Below are 15,797 nucleotides of genomic sequence, written 5' to 3'. Positions count from 1 at the left end.
GCAAGCCCGCTCCTACAACGATCGGTTGGAGTAGTACCGATAGAGGTCTTCGTCCGGCCAAACCTCTTCGTAAGCACTGATAAGTCCCGCCAAGGCATGACCGCGAGGATTGATGGAGGGCTGGTAAAGCGCCAAGGCGAAGCACTTGACTTCCTCCCATTGCAGCTCCCGCATGCAGAACTCCACAACCTCCAAGGGCGTGACGCGAGAAGACAGCATGATCTTGAATTTCTCTACAAACAGATCCCGGGCCTGCGGATAAGACTTCACCAGGTTCAGGATATCCAGCAAACGCGACTCGAAGCGCGTGTCGCCCGTCTCGTCATAGGACAAAGCGGCCAGTGCACAGAGCTGGTCGAAGGTATCACTGATGCTAGTCATTGCTGTTCTGCCCCATCCCTGAATCCGCTTGAATACCTGTCACGATGAAGCGCACAACTTGAGATGAACCGCCGTGCCGGCTTGCTGGCGAAAAAGGTCCGCGAACCTTGTACAGAAAAGCCGTCTTCGCTGACAAGCCAGTACTTACATAAGTAAGCGCTGAGCGAGGATGTTTACTGCCTCGCCCTTGGCAACAGCACACAGGTTTTGCTGAAGCCGTTCCTCTCGTTCGGAGCACAATCTACCGGGCGACATGGATCGGCCGAAAAATAGCCTTCTAGCAGACCAGTCGCCACTGACAATAAGAAAACTCCCACATACATCCTGCCTTCTGAAAGCTTTACTTGATCGCACTTTCTCTGTTCGAGACAAAGCAATGCGATGATTTTTTTAAGCCAATAACAGATGCCAGCCAGCTATTAACTCAACCCGCGCACACCATGACTTTCAATTGCCAGCAGCATTGAGATTCAACCGTTCACGATCAGTCCAACCACCGATTAGCCCATCAAAAAACACTCAGGGAGACTAGGCAATGAACAACCCTTTATGGTCAGGCAGCGGCACAACCACGACCACTCCGGGACATATCCAGCGAGTACTTGCGGACGTCACGCGCTACATCAACAAAGTCCCCAACGAAAGTGGCTGGCTGCTTGTTGGCATGGACAACGTCCCTCGCGAGAACTGGCCATTTCTTTTCAAGTATTGCAAGGTCACATTAACGTTCACAAAAGATCAGAAGACATATTTCAAGATTCTTGAGGGCGCGCACAAAGGTAAAACCGCATTTCTATCTGAAGCCAATGCCAAGGAATACCTTGGCAAAATTGCGCCTAAAAAGAAGCCTGTCGAACTTGTCATGGTCTACGGGCGCTTCAATGACAAGTGGATGTCAATCACCAGAGATAGAGCATTACCGCAGCAGCTGGCCAATGGGACGCTCGATGGCATTCACTTCGAAGCTGCAATGAATACAGCCTGGGGTCTTACATATTCTCCCATACCGCCGGGTACTTACAGCATCCTTTTACCCGATGTGCCACACGCAAAAGACTATACCGAGCCATACAAGGCTGAGTACCCCAACCTGTCCCACCACCAAGTGTGGTTTCCAATTGACCATGGAGATAAGAGCCGGTACGTTCACGTCGGCAATGTCTCGGAAGGATGTGTCACCGTTGTCAGTTTGAATCGATGGTCTGCGATTCATGAAGCGCTTGTCAGTCATCGCAGTCCCGATGGCAACAGCGTGGGAACTCTTATTGTCAAAGGCAAACCAGCGAGAACACAATGATGAGAACTCTCACTCTTAACATCCTTTGTTTTTTTAGCATGTCCCTGGTTCCCCTCCACGATGCAACAGCATTCGCAATGGATGCTGACGACAGGTACATAACAAACTGGGAGACACTCAAGCGAGTTGTGAAGAATTATAAAAAAGGAATAAACAACAAGAAGAATATCAAATACGCAAAAGAAGCCGAGGCACGGGGCAAAGCGGCTTTTCTCAAAGGCGAATATGCAAAAGCGGACTACCGTGGCTACGGAGACGCAATAGCCTGGATTCCTCGGCCCGAGTATTACTTCATCGTGGGCGATCTCAATATGCGCAGCAAGTTATCCCTTCATACCGATTCACCTTATTCCACCCCGCAATACAAGGCCTGTTGGGACAAATACCTGTTCGCGCTGGATGTCGAAAAAAGTGTCGGAAGCCTCTTTGAAACAGGTTTTAGCCTGACCGCCGAGCTGGATTTATCTGCCACTAAAAACTCGAAAATCTACCAACAAGCCCTGACCAATGCAGCCTGCTTTGCCCGACTGACCAGCAAATACTCCGAAGGCGTTGGCCCTCAGTGCGTGCCGGTCGAAGAAGTCAAAAGCTGCCTCGGTACCCCCCTGCTGTTCTTGTATCACTAGGAAAATTTGAGGCCGCTTTCGCGGGCAAGCCCGCTCCTGCACAAGGTTCCGGTATTGCGTGGGATACGGGGGGCCGCAATCAATGATGCAGGGGGAGACAGCGCCGCAGTGCTCACAAAAACGCAACACCCGGCTGCGTCCTTTGTGATGGTTGGGCTAAGGTGCAAGCGCTACAGTCGGGTCATCAGCAACCCGACTGACGCCCGACACAAGGATGCGTTCGATGACTGATTTGCACGATCTATCCACCGCTCAATTGCTGGCGCAATTCGCCAGCCGTCAGCTCTCCCCCCTGGACTATTACGAACACCTGCTGGCCCATATCGGGCGCTGGGAGCCGCATATCCGTGCGCTCTACGCCTTCGATCCGGAGCAGGTGCGCCTGCAGGCCCGGGCCGCCACCGAGCGCTGGAACAAGGGCACGCCCAATGGCCCGCTGGACGGGGTGCCGGTGACGGTCAAGGAGTTGATCGCCACCCAGGGCACGCCGATTCCCCTGGGCAGCGCGGCCACTACGCTCAAGCCGGCGTTGCAGGATGCGCCACCCGCCGCGCGGATGCGTGAGGCCGGGGCGATCCTCCTGGCCAAGACCACGGTGCCGGATTTCGGCATGTTGTCCTCGGGGCTGTCGAGCTTCCACGGTATTACCCGCAATCCCTGGAACACTGCCTGCAATACCGGTGGCTCCAGTTCCGGCGCCGCTGCGGCCGCCGCGGCCGGTTACGGGCCGCTGCACATCGGCACCGACATCGGCGGCTCGGTGCGCCTGCCGGCCGCCTGGTGTGGGCTGGTGGGGTTCAAGCCGACCCTGGGGCGGATTCCCATCGACCCGTATTACACCGGGCGCTGCGCCGGGCCCATGACCCGCAGCGTCGATGACGCAGTGCTGATGATGCGCTACCTGGCCAAGCCCGATGCCCGGGACGCCACCAGCCTGCCGCCCTTGACCGGCGACTGGAGTGATGCGCCGGTGTCGGTCAACGGCTTGAAGATCGGCCTGATGCTGGAGCCCGGCGCCGGGCTGCAGCCGGAAGGCTTTGTCTGTGAGGCGGTGGAGCGCGCCGCGAAATGGTTCGAAAGCCACGGCGCCCAGGTGCGCCCCCTGGCGCCGATCATGGACCGCGCGCAACTGGACGGCCTGGACCGTTTCTGGCGCGCCCGGCAATGGGCGGAGCTCTCGGCCCTGGGCGCCGAGCAGTTCGCCAAGGTGTTGCCGTACATCCGCGACTGGGCGGCGCCGGGGGCCGAGTTGTCCGGGGTCGAGGCGGTGCAGGGTTTCAACCAGACCTTCGAGATGCGCCGCCGCGCCGCCCAGGTGTTCAGCGAGTTCGACCTGGTGCTGTCGCCCACCAACCAGGTCAACCGTTTTCCCGCGCAGTGGCCGTCGCCCAGCAACGACCCGCAACAGCCGTTCGAGCACATCGTCTTCACCCTGCCCTGGAACATGGGCGAACAACCGGCGCTGTCGATCAACTGCGGTTTCGCCGCCGATGGCCAGCCCATCGGCCTGCAGATGATCGCCCCGCGCTTTGCCGATCAATGGCTGCTGCAAGTGGCCAAGACCTATGAGAGCTGGCGCGGAGCAATCCACAGCTGGCCGAATCCGCCGTCTCACTGACACACCGAAACTGCCACCTTCACCCCAGCTCCGGGCCTTGCCGCCCGGGGCCTGGGCAACCTATGAATAAAAATTCGAGGGGCCAGTATGCACAGTCACGATTCCACCCACTCCCAGCACCACGACCCTGAAGCACCGAATGTCCCCGGGGGCAAGCGCAGCGTGTTCGCGGTGATCCTCGGCAATGCCGTGGAGTTCTTCGATTTCGGGGTCTACGCCACCTTCGCGGTGATGATCGGCCATACCTTCTTTCCCTCCGACAGCGCCTTCGTCAGCCTGATGCTGTCGGTCACCGCGTTTGGCGTTGGTTTTATCGTGCGGCCCCTGGGGGCGGTGCTGATCGGTGCCTATGCCGACCGCGTCGGGCGCAAGCCGGCGATGCTCCTGACCCTGGTGATGATGGCCGTGGGCACCGGTAGCATCGCCATCCTGCCCAGCTACGAGAGCATCGGCATCGCCGCGCCGATCCTGCTGGTAATCACCCGGCTGATCCAGGGCCTGGCCTGGGGCGGTGAGGCCGGCCCCGCCACCACCTACATCCTCGAAGCGGCGCCGCCGCACAAGCGCGGCACCTATGCCTGCTGGCAGGTGGTGGCCCAGGGCGTGGCCGCCATGGCCGCCGGCACCGTGGGCTACACCCTGACCCAGGTGCTGTCGCCTGAGGACCTCAACACCTGGGGCTGGCGCGTGCCCTTCGTGTTCGGCCTCTTGGTGCTGCCGATCGGCATCTACATCCGCCGCAACCTGGCGGAAACCTTCCATGGCCAGGGCGAATCAGCCAGCACCGGCAGCCTGGTGCGCCAGGTGTTCGGCGAACATCGCCGGGCCCTGGTGCTGGGGCTGCTGATTCTGTCCGGCAGCACCATCACCCAGTACTTCATCAACTACATGACCACCTTCGCCCTCACCGAACTGAAACTGCCCACCAGCATCTCCATGCTCTCGACCCTGGTGGCCGGCGCGGCGATGGCGGTGTGCGCGATTGCCGGCGGCATGCTCTGCGACCGCTTCGGCCGCCGCACCATCCTCATGGCGCCACGGGTGGTGCTGTTGCTGGTGCTGTTCCCGGCCTTGCAACTGATGACCGAACACCCCAGCCCGACGACCTTCCTGCTGACCCTGGCGGTGCTCTCCGGCCTGCATGGCATGAGCGGCGCGGCGCTGATCGTGCTGCTGGTGGAGAGCTTTCCCAAGGCGGTGCGCTCCACTGGTTTCTCCATCGTCTACGCCTTTGGCGTGGCGGCCTTCGGCGGTACGGCGCAGATCATCATCACCTGGCTGATCGGCACCACCGGCAACCCGATGTCACCGGTGGGCTACCTGCTGGTGGCCAACCTGGTATGCCTGACCGCGGCCTGGTTCGCCAAGGAAACCCGCCCGCAAACACCCGGGCGCAGCCACCCCGGCCAACGGCTCGCAGAAGCCCGCGCCCGCTGAGCATTCGCCTCACTGCCCAATACCCTTTTTCGGCACCGCGTTTTTCTCTACCCTGCCGGCCGCGCATGATCGCGGCCAGGCGGTGGAACGACGCCTTTGATTTGTGGGGAAGCACCATGCAACAGCCTGTACTCTTCACCCTGGCACTGGCTGCCAGTACCGCCGTCATCGCCCAGGACAACTCGCGCCCGAGCCAGCAGGAGCAAGCGCCGGGTTTCATCGAGGGCAGCCACCTGGACCTCAACCTGCGTCACTACTATTCCAACCAGCACACCCAACGCGACACCTACCTGACGATCAAGAAACCCGACGGCAACCAGCGCACCCGGGTGCGGGAAACCTGGGTACAGACCGGCATGCTCAAGTACAGCTCGGGCTATACCCAGGGGCTGATCGGCATTGGCGTGGATGCGGCGCTGTTCAGCGCAGTCAATCTGGAGCGCGGCCACGGCCGGGTGGCCAACGGCGGCGACCGGGTGCTGGTGGACAGCGACGGCGACGCCTTGCCCACCTGGAGCCGCCTGGGCATCGGCGATGTGCGCCTGCGCCTGTCCAACACCGAGCTCAAGGCCGGGCGCCTGATGACCGACAACCCGGTGCTGCGCTACAAGGACAACCGCGCCCTGCCCTCAAGCTTCCAGGGCGTAGGCCTGTACAGCAATGAAACCGACTGGCTGTCGGTCCAGGCCGGCCGCTTCGACCGGGCCATCCCGCGCACCGGCACCGGCAGCGAGCGCCTGACCACCACCTTCGGCAACCGCGCCTACAGCGGCGAGCACATCAGCTACCTGGGAGCAACGGTCAAGCCCGGCCTGGGCCTGGAAGGCAGCCTCTACGCTTCGCGCTTCGAGAACATGTGGGACCAGTACTACCTGGGCCTGACCCACCGCGCCGGGGACAAAAGCCAGCTGGCGCTGAAGACCGCGTTCAACTACTACCACACCCGGGACCAGGGCCAGCAGCGCCTGGGCTACATCGACAACGACGCCTTGAGCCTGGCGCTGACTGGCAGCCATCAGGCCCACAGCCTGACCCTGGCCTGGCAGCAAGTGTTCGGCAACGAGTACTTCGACTATGTCTGGGAGTCCACCGGCAACTACATGGCCAACTCGCTGTACTCGGACTACAACGGCCCCAATGAAAAGTCCTGGCAACTGCGCTACGACCTGGACTTTGCCGGCTACGGCGTGCCGGGGTTGAGCGCCAGCCTGTGGCACGCCAAGGGCTGGGGCATCGACGGCACGCACTACGACGGCGATCGCGACGGCCGCAACCGCGGCTACAACGTGCGTGGCCTGAACGGCGCCCAGCACGACGAGAACGGCCTGATGCTGGCGTATGTGGTGCAGTCCGGGCGGCTCAAGGATGCCGTGCTGCGCACCATCGTCTACAACCACCGCGCCAGTGGCGGGCAGATCGACGGCAGCTATGACGAGTTCCGCCTGGTGGGGAATTTCCCGTTCAACCTGTTCTGATCACCGCCCCTCCTCCGTAGGAGCCGGCTTGCCGGCGAAGAGGCCCGTCAGCCTTGCATCGCCCTGGCGGACGCCTTCGCGGGCAAGCCCGCTCCTACGCCAGGCTATGGCGTTGCATCGCCCGGGCCAGCATTTCCTGGCATTTCAGGGTCGCCACCGACAAGGGCCGGTTGCGTACCACGCACAGGTCGACGCGGATCCGCTCCAGGTGTTCGTCATCGATCGGCACCGCCACCAGGCCATCCCCCAGGTCCCGGGCCTCGGCATCCACCTGGGGCAGGATCAGCACCGCCGCGCGCTGGCGGGCCAGGCTTTTCTGCACCTCCAGGGAACTGGTGGTAAACACCGGCAGAATGCTCACCCCGCGCTTCTTCGCCGCCCCTTCCAGGGCCTGGCGCACGCCGTAGGCCGAGTCGGGAATGGCCAGGGGCTGGCCCTCAAGGTCCGCCAGGCGAATGCTCGGGCACTGGGCAAAGGGGTGCTCGGCGCTCACCAGCACCCGGTGCCACAGTTGGCAATGGGCGGTCACTTCCACCTCGGCCCGTTCCGGCAGGTAGAAGGCCAGCCCCAGGTCGGCCTCGCCGCTGCACAGGGCATCCAGGGTGGCGCCGGCACTGGCGATGACGATATTGAAGGTGACTTTCGGATGGGCCCGGTTGAACGCCGCAAGCACCGGCGCCAGCACGCTGGAAACGATACTTTCCGACACATGGATGCTGACGCTGCCCGCCACCTGGCTCTGGCGGCTGGCAATCACATCGCGCACCTGATCAAAGCCGCGCAAGGTCGAGGTGACTTGCTCGGCCAGGCACTCGCCTTCCACCGTCAGGCGGATGCCCCGCGGGCCGCGCTCGATCAGCGCGGTGCCGAAGAAGTGCTCCAACTGCTCGATCTGCCGGCTCACGGCGGTCGGAGTCACGTACAGGCGTTCCGCCGCCTGACGCAGGGAGGCGCAACGGGCCACCTCGTGGAAGTAACGCAACGCTCGTAACTGCATGGCCACCGGCCCCCTCGCTGAACGGATCCAGCAAGCACGCAATTACTGCGCCAGCCCTTCGCCCATCGGTGCTGGCCGGGCGGATGTCACACAAAAGATTGATCTGCACGGTGCCGCTGCCTAACCTGCTAGAGCGCCGACGCCTCACTCGGCACGCACCATTTCCCGGGCCCTGGCCGGCCCGTTTGCAAGGAATTTCCATGAACATTCTGCCCCGCACCGCATCCCTAGCCTCACTTCTCGCCGCTCTGGCGCTGCTCAGCGCCTGTTCCAGCATGACCCGGGAAATCCGGCAGGAACCCACCATCACCTCCGCCGGCATCCTGGCCTTTCGCGATGTCTGCCTGAAGTCCGCGCCGTCCTTCGCCGGTGCCGAAACCGCCGCCCGGGCCCACGGCATTCTTCAACTCACCGATGCCGGCTTCGCCAAGATGGGCATGAACGAGGACCAGACCCTGGGGGTCCAGGTCCAGGCCGGCAAGGAGTGTGCGATCACCACCCCGAGCCAGAACGACAGCTCCCTGACCCAGCAGTTTCTGAGCATGGCCGGCAAGTTCTCCAGCACTGCGCTGGCACAGAGCGTGCCGACCAAGATCACCCTCGACGGGCAAACCTTCATCCTCATGCACGATCGCCGTGGCGGCGAAGCCTATGTGCTGTTGAAAGCGCCGTAACCAGTTGCCAGCCCTCGCAGACAGACCTCCGATCTGCCGCCAGTGACCTGCCCTCAGTCCTTGAGCGGCAGGTGCAACAGCGCAAACTTCCCACTTGAGAACGACCCTCAAGGACAGCGTGAAGGCCCTGGCAAGAAGCTTCTTGGAAACCGACAAGGCGTTTCTTGCACGAATCCATAGCCCGTTTTTCTGAACTAACATGCTGGCGCCGCTGGCAACGCCTTCGCGCCCCCGGGCTCATGCCGGCGCTCCTCGGCCAGGCAAACAATCCTTGATCCCCTGCAACGGGTCATCAGGCCCGGAGCCCTACAACAAAGACAGTGACCGTCGAGTGACCCATTTTTCGCAACGAAAACCACCTGCTCTCCCTTGCGTGTCTTCCGAGGGCCTCATGAACAACAAACGTGTACTGATCGTCGACGACCATCCGATCATCTGTGCCGCCGTGACCGAGCTGCTTGAAGAACATGGCTACAAGCCGATCGGCGAATCCTCCGACGGCTTCGACGCGCTGGAGAAGATTCGCAAACTGCGCCCGGACTACATGCTGCTGGACATCAGCCTGGACAATCTGGACGGGCTCTCGGTCCTGCAACGCATTGCCATGGACAACCTGGAGGTCAAGACCCTGGTATTCACCGCCAATCGCGCCAGCACCTACGGCGTGCGCTGCATGCAGGCCGGGGCCATGGGCTTCATCAGCAAGAGCGCCGGCCTGCAGGAACTGGTCAAGGGCCTCAATGCCCTGGCCGACGGCTATCTGTATTTCCCCAGGGAGGTACTGGAGATGTACCGGGGAATCGGCCACGCCGCCAATGACGCACTGAGCAACCTGACCAACAAGGAACTGGTGATCCTGCAATTGCTGGCCAGCGGCTACAGCAACCTGGAAATCGCCAGCAAGCTCAACCTGAGCAACAAGACCATCAGCGGACACAAGATCAACGTGCTGAAGAAACTCGGGGTGCGCACCACCATCGAACTGGCCACCATCGCCAAAGAGATGGACCTGCTGTGACCAACGCCGGCCCGGCGCAGTTACTGATAAGGCACCATAGGTTTTTTCGGCAGAAACAGCCGCGCCGTCGACCAGCAGGTGACGAGGGCGGCCAGGAACACCAGGAACAGCCCCAGCCAGTAGTCGTCATAGCGGGCCCTTTCGCTGTGCTTGACCACCTCACGGATAAACAGCGACACCCAGCCGGTTGCGAGCACGGCGCCGAGCAGCGCCAAGGCGTTGCAGCTGCGCGCCGAGCGCCTGACCTTGAGCAGGGACACCCCCAGCGCCAGGCCGAACAACGGCAGGAAAAACACCAGGACCGCCACCAGCGGCGCCAGCAACGGCATCAGCAGGATCTCGGCGCCATGCACCTCGCCGATCAGCCGTGGATGAGTGGCGATATGCGCCACCAGCAGCACGCTATTGATCAGCCCCGCGACAAACCCTGGCACCAGAGGGCACAGGATAAAGATCATGAACACTTTGAAACGCGGGTAACGAACCTCAGTCATCGAGCAATCCCTGGCGAGCGTAAAAGGGCTGGATTGTGCACGGCAATGGCTCTTTTTGCCCTATGAATCTTGCCCATGCCCCCCCCGCCGATTGGCTGGATAACGGGTCGACGGCTACGCTGCTGGCGACAAAAACAACAACAGGAACAGCCTCGTGCGAGACACCATCGAACACTTTCGCGAGCAGTATCGCGCCGCGGTCAGTCCGCGCTACAACCCTTGGCTGCATGGCGGTTTTGTCCTGGGCTATGGCCTGCTGTGCATCGCCCTGCTGTGCAGCACCCTGCGTCAGGTGCAGCCTCTGGAATGGCTGGCGGTGCCGCTGGCGCTGCTGTTCTTCAACCTGTGCATCTACCTGGTGCACCGCTGGCTGGGGCATCACAAGCAGCGCTTTGCGCGGCTGTTCTATGCCCGCCATAGCGGCGATCACCACAGTTTCTTCGCCCCCGGGCAAATGACCTACGAAGGCCGCAAGGACTGGCGGGTGATCCTGTTTCCGGCCTGGCTGATCGTGGTCCACAGCCTGCTCTTCGCCCTGCCGCTGTGGGCCTTGCTGCGTCTGTGGAACGGCAACGTGGCGGCACTGTTCGCCAGTTGCACCCTGATCGGCTACCTGGCCTATGAAGTCTTCCATGCCTGCGAGCACTTGCCCGCCCGCCACCCCCTGGCGCGCCTGCCCTGGGTGCGGCAGATGCGCCGCCTGCACGAACTGCATCACCGCCGCGAGCTGATGCAGGAGCGCAATTTCAATATCGTCCTGCCGCTGATGGACTGGCTGTTCGGCACCTTGTACTGGCAGCCCGAAGAGGCGCCACCCTGCGCCGCCACCTTCGACCCGGGCAAACCCATGACCCGCCTGCGGCATCAGGTCGATATCCCGCGCAGCGCCGCGGCCACCCTGGCCTATGCCGCCAGCCCAGGCTGCTGGCCGCAATGGCATCCGTCCTCGTTGCGGGTGCTGGGCGCCGAGGGCCCGCTCGGCGCCGGGCAGGGTTTCGAGGAAGACATTCATGCCGGCGGGCGCAGCGGTCACTTGAGCTGGCGGGTCGAGGAATACCTGCCGGGGCAGCGCTGGCGCGCCACGGCCCGAGGCGAGCCTGGCCTGGCGCTGCGCCTGACCTATGAGTGCCAGGCGCTGGCGGCCGAACACACGCGTTTTGTGCGGACCCTGGAATACCGCTTCGACAACCCGCTGATGCGCCTGGGCAATCAGCTGTTATTCAAGCGGCGGATTGAGCGAGAATCCGCCGCCTCATTGCTGGCATTGTGCGCAATGGCCCAGCACGCCATCCCGCTGCCGCCCGCCCCCGCGCCAGGCCACCCGGCCTGATGCCGCCCCCGACAGGAGTCATTGCATGAATCACATAGCCCCTCGACGTTTCAGCGCTGCGCGAATTGTCCTGCTGGTGCTGCTGGCGATCCTGGCCTTCCTGTTGCTGTGGCCGACCCGGGTCCAGCCGGTGGCCTGGAACCCGGCCCCCGCGCCCTCCCTGAGCCAGGGCCCCTATGCCCAGAACCACAAGCTCAAGGCCGTGCAGCCGGTGGGCGCCCGGGATATCGACGGCCCCGAAGCCCTGCTGCTGGAACAGGACCAGCTGATCAGCGGCCTGCATGACGGCCGGGTGATCCAGACCGGCCTCGACGGCAGCACCCTCAAGGTCCTGGTCAACACCGGCGGCCGCCCCCTGGGGCTGGCCCGGCACCCGGACGGACGGCTGATCATCGCCGACGCCATCAAGGGCCTGCTGGCCCTGGACAGCCAAGGCCAGTTGCAGAGCCTGAGCACCGAGGCCAACGGCCTGAAGTTCGGCTTTACCGACGATGTGGCGGTGGACGCCGCCGGGCGCTACGCCTATTTCAGCGACGCCACCAGCCGCTGGGGCTATGGCCATGACGGTGAGGCGGTGATCGAGCACGGCGCCGATGGCCGTCTGCTGCGCTACGACTTCCAGAGCGGCAAGACCGAGGTCCTGCTGGAGCGCCTGGAGTTCGCCAACGGCGTCGCCCTGGGGCCGGACGAGGCCTATGTGCTGGTCAATGAAACCGGCGCCTACCGCATCAGCCGCTACTGGCTCAAGGGCGACCAGGCCGGCCAGCATGACCTGTTCATCGACAACCTGCCGGGGCTGCCGGACAACTTGAGCTTCAATGGCGCCGGGCGTTTCTGGGTGGCCCTGTATGCGCCACGCAACCCGTTGCTAGACGGCACGGCGCCTTACCCGCTGGTGCGCAAGATGCTGGTGCGGGCGATGACGGTATTGCCCAAGCCGGTGGAGAAACGCGGCTTTGTGCTGGGCCTGGATACCCAGGGCCGGGTGATCGCCAACCTGCAGGACGCCAGCAGTGGCAACTACTCGCCGATCACCACGGTGCGCGAGTATGGTGATGCCTTGTACCTGGGGTCGCTGACGGCCAGGCACATGGCGCGGCTGTCGTTGCAGGAGGCGCTGGCGCCTTGAGGGTTCGGGGAGTTGATGCGCCGCGCATTGTTGGAGGTGTGTGGCGGGTGTTTTAGGGCGGCTACGCCGCCCAGCGGGAGCAAGCTCCCTCGCCACAAGCAAGCTCCCTCGTCACAACAAGCGCCCTGGCCACTAGCGGGTTCCCTCGCTACAACAGGCTTCCTTGCTACAACAAGCGTCTTTGCCGCAGCAAGCCTTCTTGCTGCAGCAAGCGCCCTTGTCACAGGAGGAGGGTCAGGAACCGGCGGTGAGTTTCTCGGAAATCTCGTCCTTGATCAGCAGGCGCTTTTCCTTGAGTTTCTTCAGTTCGTCGTCGGCAGCAGCCGCCGCTTCGGCCTTGAGCACCTGATCGTCGATGATGTTGTATTTGTCGAACAGAGCATTCAGGTGGGGGTCACTGGCGCGACGCTTCTGAATGTCTTCCTTACTGCAGCTCAGGTCCTGGTAAAGGTCGTGGGTCACCGGCATGGAACACCTCCGTGGTTGATGGCAGCAAGGGCGTGGTGACGCCCCTGCCGTTAATCAGAATGGCCTTGGCGCCCCGGGTCTGTCGACCGCCAATCAGACCAGCGGTAACCGTTCGTCGCCAGCCCTGTCCTGGATCAATGCCCGGCCAGGGCCTGGGCCAGAAACGCCGCGGTACGGCTGTCGCGCTGCCCGGCCACGTGCTCCGGGGTGCCACAGGCCACCAGGGTGCCGCCCTGGTCCCCCGCGCCCGGGCCGATGTCCATGACCCAGTCGGCCTGGGCCACCAGGCGCATGTCATGCTCGACCACCACCACGCTGTGGCCCGCCTCCACCAGTTTGTCCAACTGGGCAAGCAACCGGTCCACGTCCTGCGGATGCAGGCCGGTGGTGGGTTCGTCGAGCACGTACAGGGTCGCGCCCCGGGCATTGCGCTGCAGTTCGGTGGCCAGCTTGATGCGCTGGGCCTCGCCGCCGGACAGCTCGGTGGCCGGCTGCCCCAGGCGCAGGTAGTCCAGGCCGATGTCGCGCAGCACTTGCAAGGCACGCCGGATGCCGGGCTGTTGCGCGAACACCGGCAAGGCCTGCTCGACACTCAGCTGCAGCACCTGGGCGATGTTCAGGCCCTGCCAGGTCACGGCCAGAGTCTCGGGGTGGTAACGGGCGCCATGACAAGTGGGGCATGGGGCAAAGACGCTGGGCATGAACAGCAGCTCGACGCTGACAAAACCTTCGCCCTCGCAGGCCGGGCAACGGCCCTTGGCCACGTTGAAGGAAAACTGCCCGGCGTCAAAGCCGCGCTCCCGGGCCTCGGGGGTGGCGGCAAACAGCTTGCGCACCTGATCGAACAACCCGGTGTAGGTCGCGAGATTGGAACGCGGGGTACGGCCGATGGGCTTCTGGTCCACCTGCACCAGGCGCTGGATCTGCTCCAGGCCGGCACTGACCCGGCCGCTGCTGCTCTGCGGTTCATCGTCTTCCAGGTCCAGCTGCGGCGCCTCCTCGCCGCCGGCCACCTTGCCCAGGTGGGCCCCCACCAGCTCCAGCAGGGCCTGACTCACCAGGCTGGACTTGCCGGAGCCGGACACCCCGGTCACCGCGGTGAAGCAGCCCAGGGGGAACGCCGCGTCCAGGTCCTTGAGGTTGTTGCGGCTGACCCCCTCCAGGCGCAGCCAGCCCCGGGGCTGGCGCGGGGTGCGCCGGACCGGGGCCCGTTCGGCAAACAGATAGGCCCGGGTCGGGGAGGCCTCGATCGCCGCCAACCCTGCCGGCGGCCCGCTGTACAGCACCTGACCGCCGCGCTCCCCGGCCGCCGGCCCCACGTCCACCAGCCAGTCGGCCCGGCGCAGGGTCTGCAGGTCATGCTCCACCACGAACAGCGAGTTGCCGGCGGCCTTGAGCCGTTGCAAGGCCTGGAACAGCGCTTCGGCATCCGCCGGGTGCAGGCCCGCCGAAGGCTCGTCCAGCACGTAGATCACCCCGAACAACTGCGAGCCCAGCTGGGTCGCCAGACGCAGGCGCTGCAACTCGCCAGAAGACAGGCTCGGCGTGCTGCGCTCCAGGGCCAGGTAGCCCAGCCCCAGATCGGTCAGGGTGCTGACCCGCTCCAGCAGGTCCTGGGCGATGCGTTGCGCGGCCAGGCGTTTCTCCGGGGACAGGTTGGGCGTGTGCCGCACATCCGGCGCGCCGCGATGCTCCGGGGCGCCCTGGGCATGGCGCTGCTGGCGCGCGGCGCGGGTCTGGGCGTGGCTCAGCACCTGATCATCGGCGGCCGCCTGCTCCAGGTAAGTCGCGGCGGCCACCGGCCTGAGCACCTCGGCCAGTTGCAGCAACGGCAGGCGCGCCAGCTCGCCGATATCCAGCCCGGCAAAGGTCACCGCCAGGGCCTCGCGCTTGAGGCGTTTGCCCTCGCACAGCGGGCACGGGCTGCCGCGCATGAACTGCGCCACGCGCTTTTTCATCAGCGCGCTCATGGTGTGGGTGAAGGTGTGCAGTACATAGCGCCGGGCGCCGCTGAAGGTGCCCATGTAGCTGGGCTCCTGCTTGCGCTTGAGGGCCTCGCGGGTCTGCTCCGGAGTCAGCCCGGCGTACACCGGCACCGTGGGGGTTTCTTCGGTGAAGAGAATCCACTCGCGCTGCTTTTTCGGCAGGTCGCGCCAGGGAATGTCCACGTCGTAGCCCAGGGTCACCAGGATGTCCCGCAGGTTCTGCCCCTGCCAGGCCAGGGGCCAGGCGGCCACGGCGCGCTGGCGGATGGTCAGCGACGGATCGGGGACCATGCTCGCTTCATCGACGGCATACACCCGGCCCAGGCCGTGGCACTCCGGGCAGGCGCCCTGGGGGGTGTTCGGCGAAAAGTCCTCGGCGTAGAGCATCGGCTGCCCCGGCGGGTAGCTGCCGGCCCGGGAATAGAGCATGCGCACCAGGCTGGACAAGGTGGTCACGCTGCCCACCGAGGAACGCGTGCTCGGCGTGCCGCGCTGCTGTTGCAGGGCCACCGCCGGCGGCAGGCCGTCGATGCGATCGACATCCGGCACCCCGACCTGATCGATCAGGCGCCGGGCATAGGGCGCCACCGACTCGAAATAGCGCCGCTGGGCCTCGGCATACAGGGTGGAAAACGCCAGGGACGACTTGCCCGAGCCGGACACCCCGCAGAACACCACCAGGGCATCCCGGGGAATGTCCACGTCGACATTTTTCAGGTTGTGCTCGCGGGCGCCGCGCACCCGGACAAAACCGCCGCTGTGAGAAGGTGGCGTGCCCGCCAGGGCATCACGGGGAGCATGGGACGAAGAAGTCATGAAGCGGCCTGCAGTTGGACATCGAAAGGGACGCAAACCCACCTGGCGCGAG

At 63.9% G+C, this 15,797-nt stretch carries 14 protein-coding genes; 9 read left to right on the top strand and 5 right to left on the bottom strand.

Annotated features, from left to right (window positions below):
* Positions 1-12: 12 nt before the first annotated feature.
* Complete coding sequence (locus GGI48_RS27165) at positions 13-381, bottom strand: hypothetical protein (RefSeq protein WP_016963064.1); 369 nt, start codon at positions 379-381, stop codon at positions 13-15.
* A gap of 535 nt (positions 382-916) precedes the next feature.
* Here GGI48_RS27165 and GGI48_RS27160 point away from each other — a divergent pair.
* From GGI48_RS27160 to GGI48_RS27140, 5 genes are all read left to right on the top strand, one after another.
* Positions 917-1,678: a hypothetical protein gene (locus tag GGI48_RS27160; RefSeq protein ID WP_179600937.1), complete on the top strand. Its 762-nt coding sequence runs from the start codon at positions 917-919 to the stop codon at positions 1,676-1,678.
* A 77-nt stretch (positions 1,679-1,755) separates the two neighbouring features.
* Complete coding sequence (locus tag GGI48_RS27155; RefSeq protein ID WP_179600935.1) at positions 1,756-2,304, top strand: hypothetical protein; 549 nt, start codon at positions 1,756-1,758, stop codon at positions 2,302-2,304.
* 223 nt (positions 2,305-2,527) lie between these two features.
* Complete coding sequence (locus GGI48_RS27150) at positions 2,528-3,922, top strand: amidase (RefSeq protein WP_179600933.1); 1,395 nt, start codon at positions 2,528-2,530, stop codon at positions 3,920-3,922.
* Between the two features lie 87 nt (positions 3,923-4,009).
* Positions 4,010-5,359, top strand: a complete 1,350-nt coding sequence (locus tag GGI48_RS27145; RefSeq protein WP_179600931.1) for a citrate-proton symporter — start codon at positions 4,010-4,012, stop codon at positions 5,357-5,359.
* 116 nt (positions 5,360-5,475) lie between these two features.
* Positions 5,476-6,834: an OprD family outer membrane porin gene (locus GGI48_RS27140; protein ID WP_179600929.1), complete on the top strand. Its 1,359-nt coding sequence runs from the start codon at positions 5,476-5,478 to the stop codon at positions 6,832-6,834.
* A gap of 94 nt (positions 6,835-6,928) precedes the next feature.
* Here GGI48_RS27140 and GGI48_RS27135 read toward each other — a convergent pair whose 3' ends face one another.
* Positions 6,929-7,831: a LysR family transcriptional regulator gene (locus GGI48_RS27135; RefSeq protein ID WP_042940577.1), complete on the bottom strand. Its 903-nt coding sequence runs from the start codon at positions 7,829-7,831 to the stop codon at positions 6,929-6,931.
* Between the two features lie 200 nt (positions 7,832-8,031).
* Between GGI48_RS27135 and GGI48_RS27130 the strand changes: the two genes are divergently transcribed.
* Positions 8,032-8,505 carry a hypothetical protein gene (locus GGI48_RS27130; protein ID WP_179600927.1) on the top strand — a complete coding sequence of 158 codons (474 nt, stop codon included), beginning with the start codon at positions 8,032-8,034 and terminating at the stop codon, positions 8,503-8,505.
* Positions 8,506-8,896: 391 nt separating this feature from the next.
* Positions 8,897-9,523, top strand: coding sequence for a response regulator transcription factor (locus GGI48_RS27125; protein ID WP_179600925.1), 627 nt, complete (start codon positions 8,897-8,899; stop codon positions 9,521-9,523).
* 20 nt (positions 9,524-9,543) lie between these two features.
* Here GGI48_RS27125 and GGI48_RS27120 read toward each other — a convergent pair whose 3' ends face one another.
* Positions 9,544-10,017 (bottom strand): hypothetical protein, encoded by a 474-nt coding sequence (locus GGI48_RS27120; RefSeq protein WP_179600923.1) that lies wholly within the window; start codon positions 10,015-10,017, stop codon positions 9,544-9,546.
* 154 nt (positions 10,018-10,171) lie between these two features.
* On the opposite strand from GGI48_RS27120, the gene GGI48_RS27115 reads away from it, so the two are divergent.
* Positions 10,172-11,347 carry an SRPBCC family protein gene (locus tag GGI48_RS27115; protein WP_179600921.1) on the top strand — a complete coding sequence of 392 codons (1,176 nt, stop codon included), beginning with the start codon at positions 10,172-10,174 and terminating at the stop codon, positions 11,345-11,347.
* Between the two features lie 25 nt (positions 11,348-11,372).
* A complete protein-coding gene (locus GGI48_RS27110; RefSeq protein WP_179600919.1) occupies positions 11,373-12,476 on the top strand; it encodes an SMP-30/gluconolactonase/LRE family protein in 1,104 nt (367 codons plus the stop codon).
* 234 nt (positions 12,477-12,710) lie between these two features.
* Here GGI48_RS27110 and GGI48_RS27105 read toward each other — a convergent pair whose 3' ends face one another.
* Both GGI48_RS27105 and GGI48_RS27100 read right to left on the bottom strand, forming a co-directional pair.
* Complete coding sequence (locus GGI48_RS27105) at positions 12,711-12,944, bottom strand: DUF465 domain-containing protein (protein ID WP_016965577.1); 234 nt, start codon at positions 12,942-12,944, stop codon at positions 12,711-12,713.
* Between the two features lie 134 nt (positions 12,945-13,078).
* Positions 13,079-15,745, bottom strand: a complete 2,667-nt coding sequence (locus tag GGI48_RS27100) for an ATP-binding cassette domain-containing protein (RefSeq protein ID WP_179600917.1) — start codon at positions 15,743-15,745, stop codon at positions 13,079-13,081.
* Between the last annotated feature and the right edge of the window lie 52 nt (positions 15,746-15,797).

It is taken from the genome of Pseudomonas protegens (genome assembly GCF_013407925.2).
In the GTDB taxonomy this organism is placed as follows: Bacteria; Pseudomonadota; Gammaproteobacteria; order Pseudomonadales; family Pseudomonadaceae; genus Aquipseudomonas; species Aquipseudomonas fluorescens_AP.
This window is presented reverse-complemented; position numbering and strand designations above follow the sequence as displayed.

Coding starts and splice junctions, on each gene's coding strand:
- GGI48_RS27105 (WP_016965577.1), bottom strand. CDS start 12,944: ATGCCGGTGACCCACGACCTTTACCAGGACCTGAGCTGCAGTAAGGAA.
- GGI48_RS27130 (WP_179600927.1), top strand. CDS start 8,032: ATGAACATTCTGCCCCGCACCGCATCCCTAGCCTCACTTCTCGCCGCT.
- GGI48_RS27120 (WP_179600923.1), bottom strand. CDS start 10,017: ATGACTGAGGTTCGTTACCCGCGTTTCAAAGTGTTCATGATCTTTATC.
- GGI48_RS27155 (WP_179600935.1), top strand. CDS start 1,756: ATGGATGCTGACGACAGGTACATAACAAACTGGGAGACACTCAAGCGA.
- GGI48_RS27145 (WP_179600931.1), top strand. CDS start 4,010: ATGCACAGTCACGATTCCACCCACTCCCAGCACCACGACCCTGAAGCA.
- GGI48_RS27125 (WP_179600925.1), top strand. CDS start 8,897: ATGAACAACAAACGTGTACTGATCGTCGACGACCATCCGATCATCTGT.
- GGI48_RS27110 (WP_179600919.1), top strand. CDS start 11,373: ATGAATCACATAGCCCCTCGACGTTTCAGCGCTGCGCGAATTGTCCTG.
- GGI48_RS27165 (WP_016963064.1), bottom strand. CDS start 381: ATGACTAGCATCAGTGATACCTTCGACCAGCTCTGTGCACTGGCCGCT.
- GGI48_RS27135 (WP_042940577.1), bottom strand. CDS start 7,831: ATGCAGTTACGAGCGTTGCGTTACTTCCACGAGGTGGCCCGTTGCGCC.
- GGI48_RS27150 (WP_179600933.1), top strand. CDS start 2,528: ATGACTGATTTGCACGATCTATCCACCGCTCAATTGCTGGCGCAATTC.
- GGI48_RS27100 (WP_179600917.1), bottom strand. CDS start 15,745: ATGACTTCTTCGTCCCATGCTCCCCGTGATGCCCTGGCGGGCACGCCA.
- GGI48_RS27160 (WP_179600937.1), top strand. CDS start 917: ATGAACAACCCTTTATGGTCAGGCAGCGGCACAACCACGACCACTCCG.
- GGI48_RS27140 (WP_179600929.1), top strand. CDS start 5,476: ATGCAACAGCCTGTACTCTTCACCCTGGCACTGGCTGCCAGTACCGCC.